At 44.0% G+C, this 18,132-nt stretch carries 17 protein-coding genes; 5 read left to right on the top strand and 12 right to left on the bottom strand.

All coding sequences use genetic code 11. The features are described from left to right. Positions 1–289: 289 nt before the first annotated feature. Entirely contained in the window at positions 290–2,806 is a 2,517-nt protein-coding gene (locus FHW89_RS07695; RefSeq protein ID WP_172334430.1) for a TonB-dependent receptor, read from the bottom strand. A gap of 70 nt (positions 2,807–2,876) precedes the next feature. Then, positions 2,877–3,212: a DUF2946 family protein gene (locus tag FHW89_RS07690; protein WP_172334429.1), complete on the bottom strand. Its 336-nt coding sequence runs from the start codon at positions 3,210–3,212 to the stop codon at positions 2,877–2,879. A gap of 253 nt (positions 3,213–3,465) precedes the next feature. On the opposite strand from FHW89_RS07690, the gene FHW89_RS07685 reads away from it, so the two are divergent. The 3 genes from FHW89_RS07685 to FHW89_RS07675 all read left to right on the top strand — a co-directional run bounded on the left by FHW89_RS07685 (position 3,466) and on the right by FHW89_RS07675 (position 5,462). After that, on the top strand, positions 3,466–3,813 hold the full coding sequence (locus tag FHW89_RS07685; protein WP_166092174.1) for a hypothetical protein: 348 nt from the start codon (positions 3,466–3,468) through the stop codon (positions 3,811–3,813). 82 nt (positions 3,814–3,895) lie between these two features. Next, positions 3,896–4,582: a peptidylprolyl isomerase gene (locus FHW89_RS07680; protein ID WP_172334428.1), complete on the top strand. Its 687-nt coding sequence runs from the start codon at positions 3,896–3,898 to the stop codon at positions 4,580–4,582. A gap of 112 nt (positions 4,583–4,694) precedes the next feature. Then, complete coding sequence (locus FHW89_RS07675) at positions 4,695–5,462, top strand: exodeoxyribonuclease III (protein WP_172334427.1); 768 nt, start codon at positions 4,695–4,697, stop codon at positions 5,460–5,462. A 177-nt stretch (positions 5,463–5,639) separates the two neighbouring features. On the opposite strand, the gene efp is transcribed toward FHW89_RS07675, so the two are convergent. The 6 genes from efp to FHW89_RS07645 form a co-directional block, all read right to left on the bottom strand. Further along, positions 5,640–6,203, bottom strand: a complete 564-nt coding sequence (efp, locus tag FHW89_RS07670; RefSeq protein WP_172334426.1) for an elongation factor P — start codon at positions 6,201–6,203, stop codon at positions 5,640–5,642. A gap of 172 nt (positions 6,204–6,375) precedes the next feature. Beyond that, positions 6,376–6,996 carry an ATP-binding cassette domain-containing protein gene (locus FHW89_RS07665; protein WP_172334425.1) on the bottom strand — a complete coding sequence of 207 codons (621 nt, stop codon included), beginning with the start codon at positions 6,994–6,996 and terminating at the stop codon, positions 6,376–6,378. Between the two features lie 133 nt (positions 6,997–7,129). Continuing rightward, the gene (gene lpxA, locus FHW89_RS07660; protein ID WP_076371333.1) at positions 7,130–7,915 is read right to left on the bottom strand and encodes an acyl-ACP--UDP-N-acetylglucosamine O-acyltransferase; all 786 of its coding nucleotides are present in this window, start codon (positions 7,913–7,915) and stop codon (positions 7,130–7,132) included. Further along, positions 7,912–9,321 (bottom strand): bifunctional UDP-3-O-[3-hydroxymyristoyl] N-acetylglucosamine deacetylase/3-hydroxyacyl-ACP dehydratase, encoded by a 1,410-nt coding sequence (locus FHW89_RS07655; RefSeq protein ID WP_172334424.1) that lies wholly within the window; start codon positions 9,319–9,321, stop codon positions 7,912–7,914. Before FHW89_RS07655 ends, lpxA begins: the two co-directional genes overlap by 4 nt. 94 nt (positions 9,322–9,415) lie before the next feature. After that, positions 9,416–10,459 (bottom strand): UDP-3-O-(3-hydroxymyristoyl)glucosamine N-acyltransferase, encoded by a 1,044-nt coding sequence (gene lpxD / locus FHW89_RS07650; protein WP_172334423.1) that lies wholly within the window; start codon positions 10,457–10,459, stop codon positions 9,416–9,418. Between the two features lie 162 nt (positions 10,460–10,621). After that, a complete protein-coding gene (locus FHW89_RS07645) occupies positions 10,622–11,848 on the bottom strand; it encodes an HD domain-containing protein (RefSeq protein ID WP_172334422.1) in 1,227 nt (408 codons plus the stop codon). Between the two features lie 265 nt (positions 11,849–12,113). Here FHW89_RS07645 and FHW89_RS07640 point away from each other — a divergent pair, with 265 nt between their 5' ends. Next, positions 12,114–13,667 (top strand): bifunctional response regulator/alkaline phosphatase family protein, encoded by a 1,554-nt coding sequence (locus FHW89_RS07640; RefSeq protein WP_172334421.1) that lies wholly within the window; start codon positions 12,114–12,116, stop codon positions 13,665–13,667. 295 nt (positions 13,668–13,962) lie between these two features. Here the strand turns inward: FHW89_RS07640 and hisS are convergent, their stop codons facing one another. Next, positions 13,963–15,333 carry a histidine--tRNA ligase gene (gene hisS / locus FHW89_RS07635; RefSeq protein WP_172334420.1) on the bottom strand — a complete coding sequence of 457 codons (1,371 nt, stop codon included), beginning with the start codon at positions 15,331–15,333 and terminating at the stop codon, positions 13,963–13,965. Positions 15,334–15,560: 227 nt separating this feature from the next. Between hisS and FHW89_RS07630 the strand changes: the two genes are divergently transcribed. Continuing rightward, positions 15,561–16,070 carry a GNAT family N-acetyltransferase gene (locus FHW89_RS07630; protein ID WP_172334419.1) on the top strand — a complete coding sequence of 170 codons (510 nt, stop codon included), beginning with the start codon at positions 15,561–15,563 and terminating at the stop codon, positions 16,068–16,070. A 121-nt stretch (positions 16,071–16,191) separates the two neighbouring features. Here the strand turns inward: FHW89_RS07630 and FHW89_RS07625 are convergent, their stop codons facing one another. From FHW89_RS07625 to FHW89_RS07615, 3 genes are all read right to left on the bottom strand, one after another. After that, positions 16,192–16,635 carry a low molecular weight protein-tyrosine-phosphatase gene (locus tag FHW89_RS07625; protein WP_172334418.1) on the bottom strand — a complete coding sequence of 148 codons (444 nt, stop codon included), beginning with the start codon at positions 16,633–16,635 and terminating at the stop codon, positions 16,192–16,194. Positions 16,636–16,730: 95 nt separating this feature from the next. Continuing rightward, positions 16,731–17,525 (bottom strand): S1/P1 nuclease, encoded by a 795-nt coding sequence (locus tag FHW89_RS07620; RefSeq protein ID WP_172334417.1) that lies wholly within the window; start codon positions 17,523–17,525, stop codon positions 16,731–16,733. A 2-nt stretch (positions 17,526–17,527) separates the two neighbouring features. Next, positions 17,528–17,968, bottom strand: coding sequence for a fumarate hydratase (locus FHW89_RS07615; protein ID WP_172334416.1), 441 nt, complete (start codon positions 17,966–17,968; stop codon positions 17,528–17,530). Positions 17,969–18,132: the final 164 nt, after the last annotated feature.

Genomic DNA, 18,132 nt, shown 5'->3' with positions numbered 1-18,132 from the left:
AAGAGGTGAAATGTATGTTGAAAACTATACAAGAGCGGCTTAGAAAATGCTTTTGCAAAATAAATTTGGAAATATAAGAAACCTAGAATACCCGGTCTACGCTTCGCTGGACCGCCCTCTCTTCGCCTGCGGCGGAAAGAGGGTAGAGAAAATAAAAGTATAAAATCCCCTCCCTCCGCTTCGCGGAGAGAGGGGTGACGAGCACAGCGATGTCGGGGTGAGTCGACTCTCAACAAAAAAGGCCCCGCTTTACCAGCAGGACCTTTTCATTAATTAGGGATAAATTAACTTATGATGATTTTTTACCGGTGTTGAAACCAAACGGAACAACCACCTTAAAGCTGATATTACGGCCCATATTAAAAATACCATGATTGATACCATCGGGAGCGGTAGGATTGCCAAAATATTTAAGCCTGCTCATGTTTGACTGGTAATTTACATTAGCCAGGTTGGTACCTTCAATAAACAATTTAAGCACCGGCTGACCGGCCTTGTTAACAATGTTGCCACCAAACCCTGCGCTTAACAGATTGTAACCTGCTGTTGCTGTTTCGGTACCGTAAGCGGCAAAGAAACGGTTTTGGGCGCTGTAATGGTCAAAGCCAACAAAAACGTACAGGTTTTTAAAGTCGCCGAAGCCACCGTTAAAATTGCCGCGCAATTCTGAGTGGGTATGCAATGGTGGTATGAATGGCAGATATTTTAAGCTATCGGCTACCGGACCGCCATTTCCTTTGTTTTCGCCGTAAGTTAAGCTCAGCGAGTTTTCAAAGTGCAACCAAGGCAGTGGGTGTAAGTCAACATTAACTTCGCCACCGTATATACGGGCTTTGCTTTGTACATAGGTAAAAGTGTTATAGCCTTGGGTGATCACCGGGCTGCCATCGGGATTTAGCTCCTGTTGCTGGAATATGTAGTTGGAAATTTCATTGTTAAACAACTCCACACTGGCCGAGATATTTGGCAATGTTAAAAACGCGCCGATATCCTGTTGAAAACTGAACTCCGGTTTAAAATTCTTGTCGCCTACGTGATAGATCTGCGAGCCAGGGTCGGGGCCATTGGCGGATAGTTCGGCAATACTTGGCGCCCTGAAACCGCGGGCAAGATTAGCCTTAACCAAAAACTGATCAGATACATTGTAGGTTGCTCCAAAGCTTCCTGAAAAGCCTGTAAAGGTTTTGCTAAGCGCATCAAACTGTGATGCCACATTTGGCGCGGTGGCAGGGTTTGGCCCGGTATATAATTGCGGAAAGCCATGCGGGCCACCAATAGTATCCACATAAGCAGCATTACCCGTGAAGGAGCGTGAGTCAAAACGGGCGCCGGCAGACAGATCCAGTTTGCCAAAGCTTTTCTTGATCACAAAGAAAGGTCCGATATCAAATTGATGGTACGCTGGGATAGGGAAATCGGTGGCGCCATCAATAGTATTTTTACCATACTGACCATTTACACCAAATGTGGTTTCATAATCATTACCAATGTTAAAGTTGTATTTAATATCATAGGTGTAAGTATGCAGGTGCAGGTTTAAGCCTGGGATATCACCATACTCAGGGTGGGTATACTCACGCCTGTGGCTAAGCTGGTAGCCCAGGTTAACCAGCAGGTTGCCATTGCCTAAAATAAAGTTACTGTTGTTATAGATGCGGTAAAGCTGAACGCGTTGATGTAGGGTCGGGATGCGGTAGGTGTTTAGTTCAGATTCCGGAACGATAGCAGTAGCGCCATCTTCACTTATTTGCTTGGTGAATTGACGGGTAAGCGAATCGCGGCTGCCATCCGGGATATCCTGTTTATCATCAAAAACAGAAGCATGAAAATAAGAGTAACCCCATGATTTATTGAGGCCCACCATTACACGGGCGTCTTTTTCCTGATAACCGGTGGCGTATACCCGGCCATCTTGCTGGTTCTGGTAATTTTTGGCTTCTTTAGCCGATATTACCGTTCCCCAAACCAGGCCGTTCTGATTACCCTGTAACCTGAACGATCCGTTGAGTAAACCCTGGTTGGTGCCATAAATACCTTGCACCGAACCTAATATTTTACCTTCGGGAACCGGGGCGGGCGTAATCAGGTTAACCACACCGCCAATAGCGTCAGACCCATAAGTTAAGCTGGCCGGGCCTTTGATGATCTCCACACGGTCAATCGAGTTTTGATCAACTTCAATACCATGCTCATCGCCCCATTGCTGGCCTTCCTGGCGAATGCCATCCTGTAAAGTAATTACCCGGTTATAGCCCAAACCATGTATAAACGGCTTGGATATGTTTGGACCGGTTGTAACCGCGCTTACACCCGGCAAATTAGCAATCTGATCGATAATATTACCAGAAGCAGCACGCTGTTCCAGGTAGGTTTTGCCAACGGCTACCATAGGCACAGGGCTGCGTTTTATTTCGGTAGCCTTACTTACGCCTGTTACTACAACTTCACCGGCTTCTAATGACGAGGCTTGCAGCTTCACATCAAACACCGATGTTTTGGAAAGATCAACCTTTTGATTAAAAGTAGCATAACCCAGGTAACTTACCTGTACTAGGTAAACACCGCGGGGCACATGGTTTAACACATATTTACCATTTACATCGGTAATGGCGCCGGTGTGTAAGTCGGGGATGCTTACGGTAGCACCAATAACGGGTTTGCCATCGGTTTTATCGGTAACTGTACCGGTTAAAGTGCCTACAGCCTCTTCAACAGCTGCTTTTTTTGTAGTAACTGTATGGGCATTGGCAAAAGCAGAAAAACCTATAAAAAGCAATAATAAGCTACTAATTAGCTTTAATTTCATAATAAAAAAATTTGGGGATCAATAAATACCACACCAATGGTGGCGCTATTTTGCAAGAAAAAAACTAATATTATGAAAGTGCAGGGGGGGCACGTCCGGCAGCCAGCACAAGGCCTATGCTTACAAAACCATAGTCGCTGGTTTTAAAAAAATGCAATGTAGCTACCTGGGGTATTAAATAAAATGCCTGATCAATAACTGCGGCCTGATGATGCATGGCATCGCACAGGTAACATTTTTCCTTAAGGGTTTGTTGTTGCGGTTGCTGATGGTGATGATGAGTGGCGTATTCTGTCCCGGTTGTTTTGGCAAGCAGGTGTTGGTGAGTATAAACAACATATTGACCCGCTATAAAGCAAATGAGTAATAGCCAGGAGTATAGGATATGTAATTTATTTTTTTTCACCCTTAAAATACCTTTTTACAAAGATGATGCAAAAGTAGTTAATAAAATGTTAAAAATAATGCAACATTGTAACATTAATGATAATCGCACACTATATCATTTATTGTTCATGCTTGATGGTTCATGGATGTGGGAAAAAGTTCATAGTTCATGGATAATAGTTCATAGTAAGAGGTTATGCGTACTATTTGACATTACTCTTTTACTATTATCCATGAACCATCAACTATGAACTATTCTTATCTTTGCCGGCATGACACCTGCCGAAATTAATGTGAAATGGGATGCGCTGCAGCAACGTATTGCCCAGGATTTTGATAACGAAAAACCCGATCTGAAAGTGATGCTGTTTTTAATTGGCGTGCAGGAACTTGGCCAGGGGCCACGCAAATTCAGCAAACGCCAAAAGGAAGAGTTGATGCATATTGCCAATTGCCGCCTTTTTAGCATGCTGGGTTTTTATGAGCTGGAAGGTTTGGATCAGGATGGCTGGCCGCATTGGAAAAGAGTTAAAGTAATACCCAACTATACCCTGTTGGAACAGGAAATGATCCTCAAATCGTTGATGATTAATTATTTTGAGGAACTGGAAGGGAATTAACCGCCTTTTGCGGCTTCACTGCAAAGAGCGTAAAAACGTAAAAAGATAACGTCATTGCGAGCGCTAACCAACTTAACGATATATGAAAAAACTCCTTACCCTAAGTTTGCTTTTATTAAGTGTCGCTGCATTTGCCGGGCCACCCAAAAACCAATACGTGCGCATCAAAACCAGCTATGGCGATTGTATCATCCGCCTGTATAACGAAACGCCCCTGCACCGCGATAATTTTATAAAACTGGCTAAAAAAGGTTTTTACAACGGCACTTTATTTCATAGGGTGATACAAAATTTTATGATCCAGGGTGGCGATCCCGACTCTAAAAAGGCGATACCAGGGTTGGAGCTGGGTGATGGCGACGTGGGTTATACCGTACCTGCCGAATTCAGGGACAGTCTTTTCCACAAGCGTGGTGTACTGGCAGCGGCACGTGACGAAAATCCAAAAAAAGCGTCGAGCGGGTGCCAGTTTTATATCACCGAGGGTAAACGGTTTACCGATGGCCGGCTGGATACATTAGAAAAAACCCGCCTGAAGGGACGCAAAATACCGGCATGGCAAAGGGAATGGTATAAATCTGTGGGCGGCGTACCACACCTCGACCAAAATTATACAGTTTATGGCGAAGTAGTTTCGGGCCTTGATATGGTAGACCGTATCGCCGCCGTAAAAAAAGATGAATGTGACCGGCCGCTAACTGATGTACCCATGACTGTGGAAGTACTCAGCAAAAAGGAATGCAACCAATTGGATAAAATCCTGCGCTGATATCGGAATTCGGATGTTCGATTTCGGATTTTTAATTACTGGTGAATCAAGTAAAAACTAAAATATCGTATTTTGGCATCCTAATTCCGAAATCGAACATCCCAAATCCGAAATGAAAATAATTACCTATAACGTTAATGGTATCCGCTCGGCTATCAACAAAAACTGGCTGGCATGGTTACAGGCTACTGATGCCGATGTGGTTTGCCTGCAAGAAATTAAGGCTACACCTGATGTACTGACCGATCTTGGCCTGGTTGATCAGCTGGGCTACAAACATTACTGGTTCCCGGCCGAGAAAAAGGGCTATAGCGGTACCGCCATCTTTAGTAAACAAACACCTAAACATATTGAATACGGTTGCGGCATCCCCGATTTTGACCGCGAGGGCCGTTGCATCCGTGTTGATTTTGATGAAGTATCTGTCATGAGCGTTTACTTCCCTTCGGGTTCCAGCGGCGATGAGCGCCAGGTGTTTAAATACCGCTTTTTAGATGAGTTTGGCAGATACCTTACCCTGCTTAAAAGCCAGTACCCCAAGCTGGTGATATGCGGCGATTATAATATCTGTCACCGTCCTATTGATATTCACAACCCTAAATCAAATGCCAACTCTTCCGGCTTTTTGCCCGAAGAACGTGAATGGATGGAGAAATTTATTGAAGGGGGATTTATCGACACCTTCCGTCATCTCAACAAAGAACCACATAACTATACCTGGTGGAGTTTCAGAGCAGGGGCAAGAGGTAAAAACTTAGGCTGGCGTATTGATTATGCCATGGTCAGTACCGAACTGGAAGCCAACATTAAACGCGCCGCCATTTTACCCGAGGCTAAGCACTCAGATCATTGCCCGGTGCTGCTGGAGCTGGAGTTTTAGGCCCCCCGCCCCCCCTAAAGGGGGAGCGATTAACCACCGCGTCATTGCGAGCGGATATGGAAAGTTATAATATATAAAAAGGAAAGAGGCGCCAAATGGCGCCTCTTTCCTTTTTATACTGAAATGTAATATGCAATTCAAAAGTTCCCCCTTCAGGGGGCGCTAAGGGGCTCTGCTTTACGCTTTCACACGCTCAACATAGGCGCCTGTAGCGGTATCTACCTTTACTTTGTCGCCAATGTTGATAAACAGGGGAACACGGATCTCGGCACCAGTTTCAACGGTAGCGTTTTTAAGGGCGCCGCTTGAAGTATCGCCTTTAACCGCCGGTTCGGTGTAGGTAATTTCCAGTTCGGCCGAGCCCGGGATAGAACCCATGATCGGTTCTTCGCTTTCAAAAGCTACAATCACGTTCATGCCTTCCTTTAAAAACTTAACCGCAGGGCCAAATAATGCTTTTGGTACGCTGTGCTGATCATAAGTAGTGTTATCCATTACTACCAATGAATCGCCCTCGTCATATAAATATTGATAATCGTTTGTTTCAACCCGGGCAATATCTACCTCTTCATCGGTACGGAAACGGTATTCAACCAATTTACCCGATTTTACGTTACGCATACGGGCCTGATAAAATGCACGTAAGTTACCTGGTGTGCGGTGTAAAAACTCTTCAACCTGCACTAATTCGCCGTTAAAGCGAAGCACATTTCCATTTTTAACATCTGATGCTTTAGCCATAAAAAAATATTGAGGCCGCAAACTTAGCTACTTATCGGCAAAGATACAAGTGGTTGATTAAGTGAGTGGTTGATTTGGTTAAGTAGTTGATTTGGTTGATTAAGTTAGATTAGGACAATGGAGTTAGATTGAGTTACCATGTTTTACTGAGTTTAACTCAATCAACTACTCACTAACCCTTATAATCCGAAATACTCAGGCGCTCTTTACAAAAACTGTACTCGTGTTCCTGGTTAGAGCAGATAATGGTGAGCCGGTTGTGTGCAAACTGCTCTACCAGACCCAGGTACCAGTCGACGCCCTGGGTGTCCAGGTTGGAGGTGGGTTCATCCAGCATCAGGATAGGCGTATCGGCACAAAAGGCCATTATCAGCTTCAAACGCTGTTTCATCCCCGACGAAAAATACCTGATCAGCTTGTTTTCGCTTTTAGCCAAACTCAGTAGTCCTATCAGTTCTTTTTTATCGATACCCGGTTTGTACTGTTTAAACTTAAAATGAAAATCAACCATTTCTGTGAGCGTAAACTCTTCGATCAGCTCCAGGTAGGGCGCGGCAAGACTCAGATGGGTAAACACCTCTGTTGGGTGAACTGGTTTATTCTGAAAAGTATAGTCGATAGTTCCGGTCGATGGGCTCAGACTGGCATTTAAAACCTGCAGCAGTGTAGATTTGCCCGAGCCATTTGGGCCTAATATAGCGTAAGCCCCGCCGCTGTTAAAAGTATAATCAACCCCTCTGAAAATCCAGTCGCGGTTAAATCTACGGCCGATGTTTTGAAGGGTGATGTTCATTTTAGCTTATAGATAATGGTTCATAGATCATGGAAGGCCTATGGTTGATGGTTCATAGTTTATGGAAATCTCCTGATTCATAACTCAATGCAATTCTTTTTACTATGAACCATCAACTATACCCCATGAACTATCAGGTATTCCCGAAGCCCTTCATGATACCTCTTTGCGAGTTTTGCAAAAAGTTAATGATCTCGTCGCGTTCGATGCTTGGGGTAAACTCAGCCTCGATAATATCAAGGGCCTTGCTCACATTATATTTTTTCAGGAATATGATCCTGTAGATCTCCTGGATCTCATTAATGGTTGCTGCCGAAAAACCCCGGCGGCGCAGACCAACAGAATTGATACCCACGTAGGATAAAGGCTCACGCCCCGCCTTGGTAAAGGGAGGAACATCTTTACGTACCAATGATCCGCCTGATATCATGCTATGCGCACCGATCTCAACAAACTGATGTACAGCAGATGAACCGCCCACAAAAGCGTAATCATAAATATTGATGTGCCCGGCTAATTGTACCGAGTTGGCAATGATCACATTATCGCCGATAACGCAATCGTGTGCTACGTGCACATAAGCCATCAGCAGGCAATTGCTGCCAATGGTGGTGGTATTTTTATCCAGCGCGGTACCGCGATTAAGGGTAACACACTCGCGTATGGTGGTGTTATCGCCTATGGATACGGTGCTTTGCTCGCCCTTATATTTCAGATCCTGCGGTGGGGCAGATACTACCGCGCCAGGAAATATACGGCAGTTTTTACCGATGCGGGCACCATCCATAATTACGGAGTTGGAGCCGATCCAGGTACCTTCGCCAATTTCAACATCCTTGTGGATGGTTACAAAAGGCTCTATCACCACGTTGTCGGCTATTTTGGCCTGCGGGTGTATGTATGCTAAGGGTTGGATCATGCTTCGTTAGATTTATTAACTTTTACAATTTGGGCCATCAGTTCGGCTTCTACCACAATACGTGAGCCAACCATTCCAATACCTTTCATTTGGGCAATCCCGCGTCTGATAGGAGCTACCAGGCTGCAATGGAAGATAATGGTATCGCCGGGTACAACTTTGTCTTTAAAGCGGGCGTTCTCTATTTTCAGGAAAAGGGTAATATAATTTTCAGGATCAGGCACGGTATTCAATACCAGTATGCCCCCGGTTTGCGCCATAGCCTCTATTTGCAATACGCCTGGGAAAAGCGGCGAACCAGGGAAGTGCCCCATAAACAGATCCTCGTTCATGGTTACATTCTTTAATCCTACCACATGGCTTTTTGATAGCTCCAATATTTTATCAACCATGAGCATTGGCTGCCTGTGGGGCAATATTTTCATGATCTGAACGGTATCATATACCGGCGTCATATTAGGATCATACACTTTTACGTGTTTACGGCTCTTCTCTTTTTTGATCAGCGCTTTTATCTTTTTGGCAAAAGCAACGTTGGCCGCGTGCCCTGGCCGGGCAGCCATGATATGTCCTTTCAAGGGAACACCTACCAGGGCCAAATCGCCTATCATATCCAGCAGTTTGTGCCTTGCGGGCTCATTCTGATGGCGAAGTTCGATATTATTTAAAATGCCCTGTGGCGCTACTTTAATGTCTTTACGGTTAAAAAGTTTGGCCAGGTGGCTCAGCTCCTCTTCATCAACCTCTTTATCCACCACTACGATGGCGTTGTTCAGATCCCCGCCTTTAATCAGATCGTGCTTTAACAGCATTTCCAGCTCATGCAGAAAGCAAAACGTACGGCAAGAGGCAATTTCTTTTTTAAATTCGGCAATGGTTGATATGCTGGCATGCTGGCTACCCAGTACCTGCGAGTTATAGTCAACCATACAGGTAAAGCGATAATCATCAAGCGGCATAGCCACCATCTCCACTTTACGGTCGGCTTCGGAGTAATGAATATTGTAGGGTATATGATAGTATTCGCGATCGGCCTCCTGTTCAACCAGACCGGTTTCCATGATCACGTCAACAAACTGGATAGAGCTGCCATCCATAATGGGTGTTTCGGGGCCATCCATATCTATCAGCACATTATCTATCTCCATACCCACTAAAGCTGCCAGCACGTGTTCAACCGTGTTTACGGTGGCCCCGTTTTGTGAAATGGTGGTACCACGCGAAGTATCGGTCACATTATCAACATCGGCATCAATGATCGGCGCACCTGGCATATCAATTCTTCTGAATTTATAGCCATGGTTTTCTGCCGCCGGGTTAAAGGTCATGGTTACACGCTGACCAGTGTGTAAGCCTGTACCCGAAACCGATACCGGCGCTTTAATAGTTCTTTGTTTTACATTCATTTTGTAATGTTCATTGGTTCATTAGTTCAATTGTTCATTGGTAAATAGTTCATTAACTCACCGGCAAAACCCAATGAACTAATGAACCAGTGAACTAATGACCTTTCTTTCTCAGTTCTTCAATTAATTTTTCAAGTTCGTATACCTTGCGATCCAGCTCGGGCAGTTTCCTTAGTTTGGAATGCGCGCGAAGATAATCTTTATAAGACATATAAGGCGTACCTCCCCAAACCTTACCTTCTTCGGTAATGGAACTGTTTATACCACTTTGTGCAGATAACTGCGTGCCATTGGCTATATTTATATGCCCTGAAATGCCTACCTGGCCGCCTATAACAGCGTTTTTGCCTATCTTGGTACTTCCTGATATGCCCGCCTGACCTGCAATAACCGTATGCTCGCCAACCTCAACATTGTGTGCTATCTGCACCAGGTTATCTATCTTTACACCTTTGCCTATAACTGTTGAACCCATAGTGGCCCTGTCAATAGCCGTGTTGGCGCCAACCTCCACATCATCACCGATAACCACATTACCAATCTGCGCAATTTTTGTGTAAGTACCGTCGGGATTGGGTGCAAAACCAAATCCATCGCTGCCAATTACGGCTCCTGAATGAATGATGACGTTATTGCCTATCACACAATCAAAATAAATGGTAGCTCCCGAAAACAAGGTAACATTATTGCCTATAGTAACATTATCGCCAATGTTAACATTAGGATATATTTTGCAATGATCACCAATCTTCACATTGGTACCAATATAAGCGAAAGCACCAATGTAAGGATCGGCACCAACTTGCGCGGTTGGGTGTATAAAGCAAGGCTCTTCGATGCCTTTTTTGTTTAGTTTTAGGGTATTGTATTGTTCGAGCAAAACGGTGAACGCGCTGTAAGCATTTTCAACGCGTATCAGGGTGCCTTTTACTGGTGCTGTAAGCTGCAGATCCTGATTGATGATAACCACCGAAGCGTTGGTGGTATATAGAAACTGTTCGTACTTGGGGTTGGCCAAAAATGTAAGGCTCCCAGCCTCACCTTCTTCTATTTTAGCCAGCTTATCCACTTTCACAAAAGCATCACCCTCAACAGTCCCGTTGAGCAATAAACTTATTTCCTGAGCAGTAAATTGCATCGACAAATTTAAATGTTAAAATTAAAGCAGCAAATTATTAATTAGTTGTTACCTGCGAGTTGCCCATTTTGAAGGCTCCTCTTAATAAAATCTTCATTTTCAGGCAAATTATTTACAAAACCCATTACTCAAAATGTATGACACCTTGCCCGTCATTTACCCCTACAATAAATCTTTACTATAACAGGTAATATGTTTTTTGACCGTTTTGATCAGCGCTTCCAGGTTGGAGTTATCGCTGGCCTTGGTTATATCATATACCTCTCCGCTTTTCATCAGTATCCCTATATTGCCATCGCCGGCCGTATAAGCATTGTTACGTATGGATGTGGTAAAAACAAAATAGGAAGCTTCCTGCTCGCTGATACCATATTTTTCCATCGCCTTTTTGGTCAGCTGCTCAACAAACGCGGCATCCGGCTCTTCATTGGTGATATCCACATGATAAAGATTTCGCTGCACCAGGTTTTTGGCCAGGGTCGACAACAAAAAATCCAGATGGTTTGCCCAAACCTTTACTGCCGACATGATATCGGCATCGTCCAAACTCGCGAAAATATCCAGGTGATGATCCTCTTGCTTAAAAGCCTCGCGGCTAATATTACCCTGGATAAAATGCTTCAGCGCCGGCGTGGCAAACAGGTCTTCACCCTGTAATATCAACTCGCGCCCACGCTTGAATACTTTAACCAGCAACTCTTCACCGGCAATAACCGTTTTATGCAGATAAACCTGCCAGTACATTAACCGGCGGGCTATCAAAAATTTTTCGATAGAGTAAATGCCTTTGGCTTCCACCACTACATGATCATCCTTCACGTTCAGCATTTTGATGATACGATCTGAGCTGATCACCCCTTCGGATACACCGGTAAAAAAGCTATCACGATTCAGGTAATCCAGCCTGTCCATATCCAGCTGACTCGATACCAGTTGGTGCAAAAACCGGCGTGGATAAGTATCGTTAAATATATCAATAGCCATAGTTAAACCGCCGCCAAACTGCTCGTTTAGTTTGTTCATCAGCATGGCCGATATATCTTCATGCGCTACGCCCGCTATAATGGTACGCTCCAACGCGTGCGAGAAAGGACCATGACCAATATCGTGCAGCAATATGGCTATGGTTAAGGCTTCTTCTTCATCATGACTAATCTGGTGCCCTTTGTTACGCAGGGTTTCAATGGCCATAGCCATTAGATGCATGGCGCCCAGGGCATGATGGAAACGGGTATGCAGCGCGCCCGGGTATACCAGGTGGGTCATACCTAACTGTTTGATATATCTTAACCGCTGAAAATAGGGGTGTTCGATGAGGTCAAATACCAGCTCGGTAGGGATGCTGATAAAGCCATAAACAGGATCGTTTATAATTTTCTTTTTATTCAACTTGGTTCTTTACGATGCAAAAATGTAAAACAAAGGTAAAATAAGCGCATGATGTTTGTTAATTTTTGTTAATACCTTTACTTATCAACAACAAATTACTCCCTTTGAGGTTTATTGTCTGAATCAGAATTTTCAGAATTAATGAATTAACAGAATAAAAGTATCATTAACTTAACTGCTTAATTCAGCAAATCCTGTAAACGGCGTAGCCCTCAACAGAGTTAATTCTGATTCAGACAGCTTTTTTTAATCTACAGATACTACTATGCAAGACACCACCATTTTATGGGCCGATGACGAAATTGACCTTTTAAAACCACATATACTTTTCCTTAACGAAAAGGGATACAAAGTAACTACCGTAACCAACGGCAACGACGCCGTTGACGCTTTTAAGCAGCATTATTTCGACCTGGTTTTTCTGGATGAGAATATGCCGGGCTTAACCGGTCTGGAAACCCTGCAGCAAATCAAAAATCTGAACAATGACGTACCTATTGTACTGATCACCAAGAACGAGGAAGAATACCTGATGGAAGATGCCATTGGTTCCAAGATTGATGATTACCTCATTAAACCGGTGCATCCCAAGCAAATTTTGCTCACGATAAAAAAGCTGACCGAAAACAAACGCCTGGTTACCGAAAAAACAACCATGGCTTACCAGATGGATTTCCGCACGCTGGGCATGACGCTTAACGACAACCTGAGCCACCAGGAATGGGTCGACGTTTATAAGAAACTGATATACTGGGAGCTGGAACTGGAAAAACTGGAAGATGCCGGAATGCACGAGATACTTACCCTGCAAAAAGCCGAAGCCAACGTACAATTCTGCAAGTTTGTGGAGCGCAATTATTTAAACTGGATCAAAAATCCGGAGTTTGCTCCAACCAGTTCACCGCAGCTGTTTAAAAAGAAAGTCTTCCCTAAACTGGATGGCAATGGCCCGCTGTTCTTTATCCTGATAGATAACCTTAGGTATGATCAGTTTAAGGTGATCAACCCTATTATATCTGAATACTTCAGGATGGAAGAGGAGGATACTTATTACAGTATTCTGCCTACCGCTACGCAATACGCCCGTAACTCCATATTTTCGGGCCTGATGCCTTTGGAAATGGAAAAACGCTACCCTACCATGTGGCAAAACGACGAAGACGAAGGCGGTAAGAATTTATATGAGTCGGAATTTATTGCCGACCATTTGAAACGTGTACTACGCAAAGAGTGCAAATACTCTTACCATAAAATATTAAATATTGATGAAGGTCGTGCGCTGAACGAATCGGTGAGTAACCTGATGAACAACGAGCTGAACGTGGTGGTATACAACTTTGTGGATATGCTTTCACATGCCCGTACCGACATGCAGATGATCCGTGAGCTGGCGAGTGATGATGCTGCATACCGCTCCTTGACATTATCCTGGTTTGAACACTCGCCGCTGTTTGACCTACTGAAATTTTTGGCTCAGAAACAGGTACGCGTGATCATCACTACCGATCATGGTACCATCCGTGTTAAAAATCCAAGCAAAATTGTAGGTGATCGTAATACGAATACCAACCTGCGCTATAAACAAGGCAAAAACCTTAATTACAACGCCAAAGAGGTATTCCACATCCGCAACCCGCATGACGCCATGCTGCCTAAACTGCACCTGAGCTCAAGCTTTGTGTTTGCCAAGGAAGACAGCTATTTTGTATATCCGAATAACTACAACCACTTTGTGAACTTTTATAATGAAACTTTCCAGCACGGAGGGATTTCGTTGGAAGAAATGATTATCCCGGTAGTTACTTATGGGCCGAAATAATAGCTCAAGCCCCCTAACCCCCTAAGGGGGAACTTTTGAAAAATATAAAAAGGCCATCACTTTTAAAAATTGATGGCCTTTTTTGTATAATATCCATTGTCATTCTGAGGTACGAAGAATCTATTGTCGAACATGCCCTTCGGTGAGCAGATGCTTCACTGCGTTCAGCATGACAAGATTATTATAATTCAGTGCTGACATATCAAATACTTACGAAGTTTTAAAAACTTCGTAAGTCTGGCAAATGGGATATTTTTCCTTATTCTGAAAATTCTTAAATTCTGTCAATTCTGATTCAGACAAATCGCTTCACAATATCCTCAGCGCTCAATTTCTCCTGCTCACCAGTTTCCATGTTTTTAAAAGCAAGCAAGCCGCTTTGTATCTCTTCACTGCCGATCACTACTGTGTAGGGAATATTTTTATTATTGGCATACTCCATTTGCTTTTTAATCTTGGCACCGGCCGGATAAAGCTCGGCATTGATGTTTTGACGACGCAATTGTTGCAGCAGGGGCAGGCCATATAATTCGCCTTCTTTATCAAAATTACAGATCAATACCCGGGTGCTTTGGTTAGCCGCGGCCGGGAATAAATTCAATTCTTCCAGCACATCATATATACGGTCGGCACCAAAAGATATACCTACACCAGTGAGTCCTTTAAGACCGAACATACCCGTAAGGTCATCATAACGGCCACCACCACCGATACTACCCATGGCTACTTCGTTGGTTTTTACTTCGAATATAGCGCCGGTATAATAGTTGAGTCCGCGGGCCAGGGTAATGTCTAATTCCAGCTTTGCGGTTTGCAATGGGCACTTTTCGATATAGCCAAAAACCGTTTCAATTTCGTCACAACCTTTCAATCCAACTTCTGATGAAGCCAGTGCCTGGCGCAGACTTTGCAGCTTTTCGGTATTGGAGCCTTCCAGTAAAATAACCGGTTTTATTTTGTCGATATCAGCCTCGGTAAAGCCGCGTTCCAGTAATTCTTTGATCACTCCGTCCAGCCCGATTTTATCCAGTTTATCTATAGCTACAGTTAAATCAATGATATTATCAGCTTTATCTATAATTTGCGCAATTCCAGATAGAATTTTTCTATTATTAATTTTAATGCTGAAATCTTGCAAACCCAACTTGCTCAAAGCCTCATCGTAGATCATCACAAACTCGGCTTCGTTCAGTAAAGAATCGGAGCCAACCACATCCGCATCGCACTGATAAAATTCCCGGTAACGGCCACGCTGCGGTCTGTCGGCGCGCCAAACTGGCTGCACCTGGAAACGCTTGAACGGGAAAGTGATCTCGTTCTGGTGCTGTACTACATAACGTGCGAAGGGTACAGTAAGGTCATAGCGAAGCGCTTTTTCGGAAATATCAGAAGCTACCGCGTTTGAATTAAGCGATGTTAATTTCTCTGGGTTTACCTTGGCCAGGTAATCGCCACTATTCAGGATCTTGAATATGAGTTTATCACCCTCTTCACCATATTTACCCAATAAGGTTGATGAATTCTCCATTGTCGGTGTTTCAATCTGCTGATAGCCGTATTTACGGAACACACTTTTAATGGTATCAAAAATATAGTTACGTTTCACCATTTCGGTTGGTGAAAAATCGCGGGTGCCTTTGGGTACAGATGGTTTGATGGATGCCATGCGGCAAATGTACAAAAAAGCAAATTATAGGTTTGTTTTTTGTCATGCTGAGCATAGCGAAGCATCTATTATGCGCATGGTGGCAATAGGCGAATAGATCCTTCGCTCCGTTCAGGATGACAAAGAGTTAATAGCCCGCCTGTAACTCGCCATCTTCAAACCCCGTATTAACTTAAATGACACTCTTTTTACTCAAGCATTTGCTGAAAAATATATTTTTGAGAACCATGAACATTATTGCCCAAACAGCGCGCTTGCTGATCCGTGAACTTACGCCTGAAGACGAACGCCTTTTACTTGACCTTGATGCCGACGCGCGCTTAACCCGCTACGTAAAGAAACGCACCGAGCAGGAAAGCAAAAAAGTTTTTAAGGATACGTTACGGGATTATCAGAAGAAAACAGGCATGGGGCGGTGGGGTATCTTTAACCTTGCGGATAATGATTTTGTTGGTGTTTGCATATTGGACTACAGCGAATTTGACCGCAACAGCATTGAACTGGGTTACCGCCTGCACCTTAAATATTGGGGCTCTGGCATTGCTACTGAGCTTGCCCAGGCAATAGTATCGTACGGTTTAAATGAAATCGGACTTAAAGAGATCTGCGCCGTTACACACCCCGAAAACAAGGCATCGCAAAAGGTTTTATTTAAAGCTGGCTTTCAGCCGCACGGTCGTGCTTTTTGGCATGGGGATGATCTTCCATTTTTTAAGGTGAGCCGGAGTACTTTTTAGCCTCTCTTTTTTCACTATAACGTCATTGCGAGGAGGAACGACGTGGCAATCCCCTACTTACAAGACGACTCTGCTTATCGGGGATTGCCACGCTGCGCTCGCAATGACGTGTGTATTTATTTTATTTCGTTTCTCTCAACTCCTTAATAATATCCTTACAGCCGCCTTCAATCAGTTCAAAAACGGGTTCAAACTGGGCATCGTCATAATAAGGATCGGGCACTATTTTATCGCCCAGCAACAACTTTACCTTTCGGGCTTCATCATCATTGCGGGCAAGGTTCAGCACATCGTTCAGGTTGTTTTTATCCATCACAAAAATATGATCGAAACGCTCAAAATCTTTTGCTTTAAACTGGCGACAGACCTGCTTACTAATATCCACACCATGGTTACGCGCCGCACGAACAGAACGCTTGTCGGGGCCTTCGCCCACATGCCAGCTACCTGTACCGGCCGAATCGACCTCCCAGTTTAAACCCTGCTCATCGCTGAGGTGCTGCATAATCCCTTCAGCCAGCGGCGAGCGGCATATATTGCCCAGGCAAACCATTAGTATTTTCATATAGTGAAAGTGAGTGGTTGATTGTGTTGATTAAGTGAGTGGTTTTGAAAGTCCCTTCTAACCATTCTTCACTCACTTAATCAACTACTCACCAACTATCCAAATATCTTATTCAATACACCGGCCAAACGTACGCCTGCTTTCAGCATCTGGTGGTTCAGGATATCGATATATTTAAAGTTGTATTTATAGCTCAGGCTATCTCCGGATTTAGTATCGGCATACAGTTTTTCGGCAAGCTGATTGCTTTCAAACAACCATTCGCTTATCGGGGCGTTTTGAAACTTGGCCCGTTCTGCTGCAGTAGTATGATTGATCATAGTAGCATACTCGGTATAGCTCAGTTGCTGAATATCGATCAGGCCGCTGTCCCAAACCGAATGCAGGTTGCTTTCTTTACCAAACCATTGCACTTTAATATCGTTAGCTCCTTTGTCGGCGGTATGGCCGGTGTGTAATGGCTGGTGTACATCCTCTACAATGTGGATCAGCATGTGCAGGTAAACAAATTTATTAGTCTTGCTAAGTCCTGGTTTTTTTAGCTCCGCTATTAAAAAATTCAATTTGGTATAGGCATCTGTAGCGGTATCCGCTTTTAAATAAGCCTGCAGCTCAGGATAGGTATACGCCTTATCCAGATCGATAAAATGCCAGGTGTACAGGTAGTTGTAAGCCGGGTCTGATTTAATAAAATCGGCCCAGTTGCTGCTGATAGCTACCGACTCGTAGCCTAAAATTCCCTGTACGGCTTTGCGCGCTTTGGGGGTTAAATAGCTATCTGCTATCTGTCCGCAAACACGGTGACCGGTAGGTCCCCAGGCCATACTTTGCAATGGAATATAAAATACGGCAATAAGCAGGATGATCTTTTTGAAAGATTGGGTTTTCATTGTTACAATGGTTTTGGTGTGCAACTTGTTCGTTTAATTAAGCGGGCGTTGATGGGTATAACGTTGGATGTGCTGGCAAATTGGATAAGCGAGTCGGTTTTTTGTTTCACCTTAAAATATTCTTCATAATCGCCGGAGCGGAAACAACCTTTCTCGTCTTTATAACTGCCATCGGCATTACAAAACTCACCTTTCAGGTGCAGGGTGTCCTGCCGTTGAGTATACGTGCCTTTGATGTATTCGGCCCAGTGACCACTGCTCATGCAGCTATCGGCACCATAGTTTACTTTGCTGTAAGAGCTGATTTTTACAAAGAATGAATCACAACTGAATTTAAGATCATAAAGCGAATAAGAAACCAGACGCTTTTGCGCCGGTACCGAGTCCTGCCGCCATTCGCCCTGCACATATTTTTCTCCGGGCTTTTGCTTATCCGGGTTCATAGTACAGGAGCTTATAAAAAGGGCGAAAGGTAAAAGGCAAAAGGCGAAAGGCGCTTTTGAAAACCGTAAAAAGTAAAAGCTAAAGGGCTTTGACATAAACATTTTGCTATAAAAGCAGTAAATAAAAAGCCCCTCTCTCCCGATAGCTATCGGGAGAGAGGGGT

Source organism: Mucilaginibacter sp. SG564, from assembly GCF_013149275.1.
Lineage (GTDB): Bacteria > Bacteroidota > Bacteroidia > Sphingobacteriales > Sphingobacteriaceae > Mucilaginibacter.
This window is presented reverse-complemented; position numbering and strand designations above follow the sequence as displayed.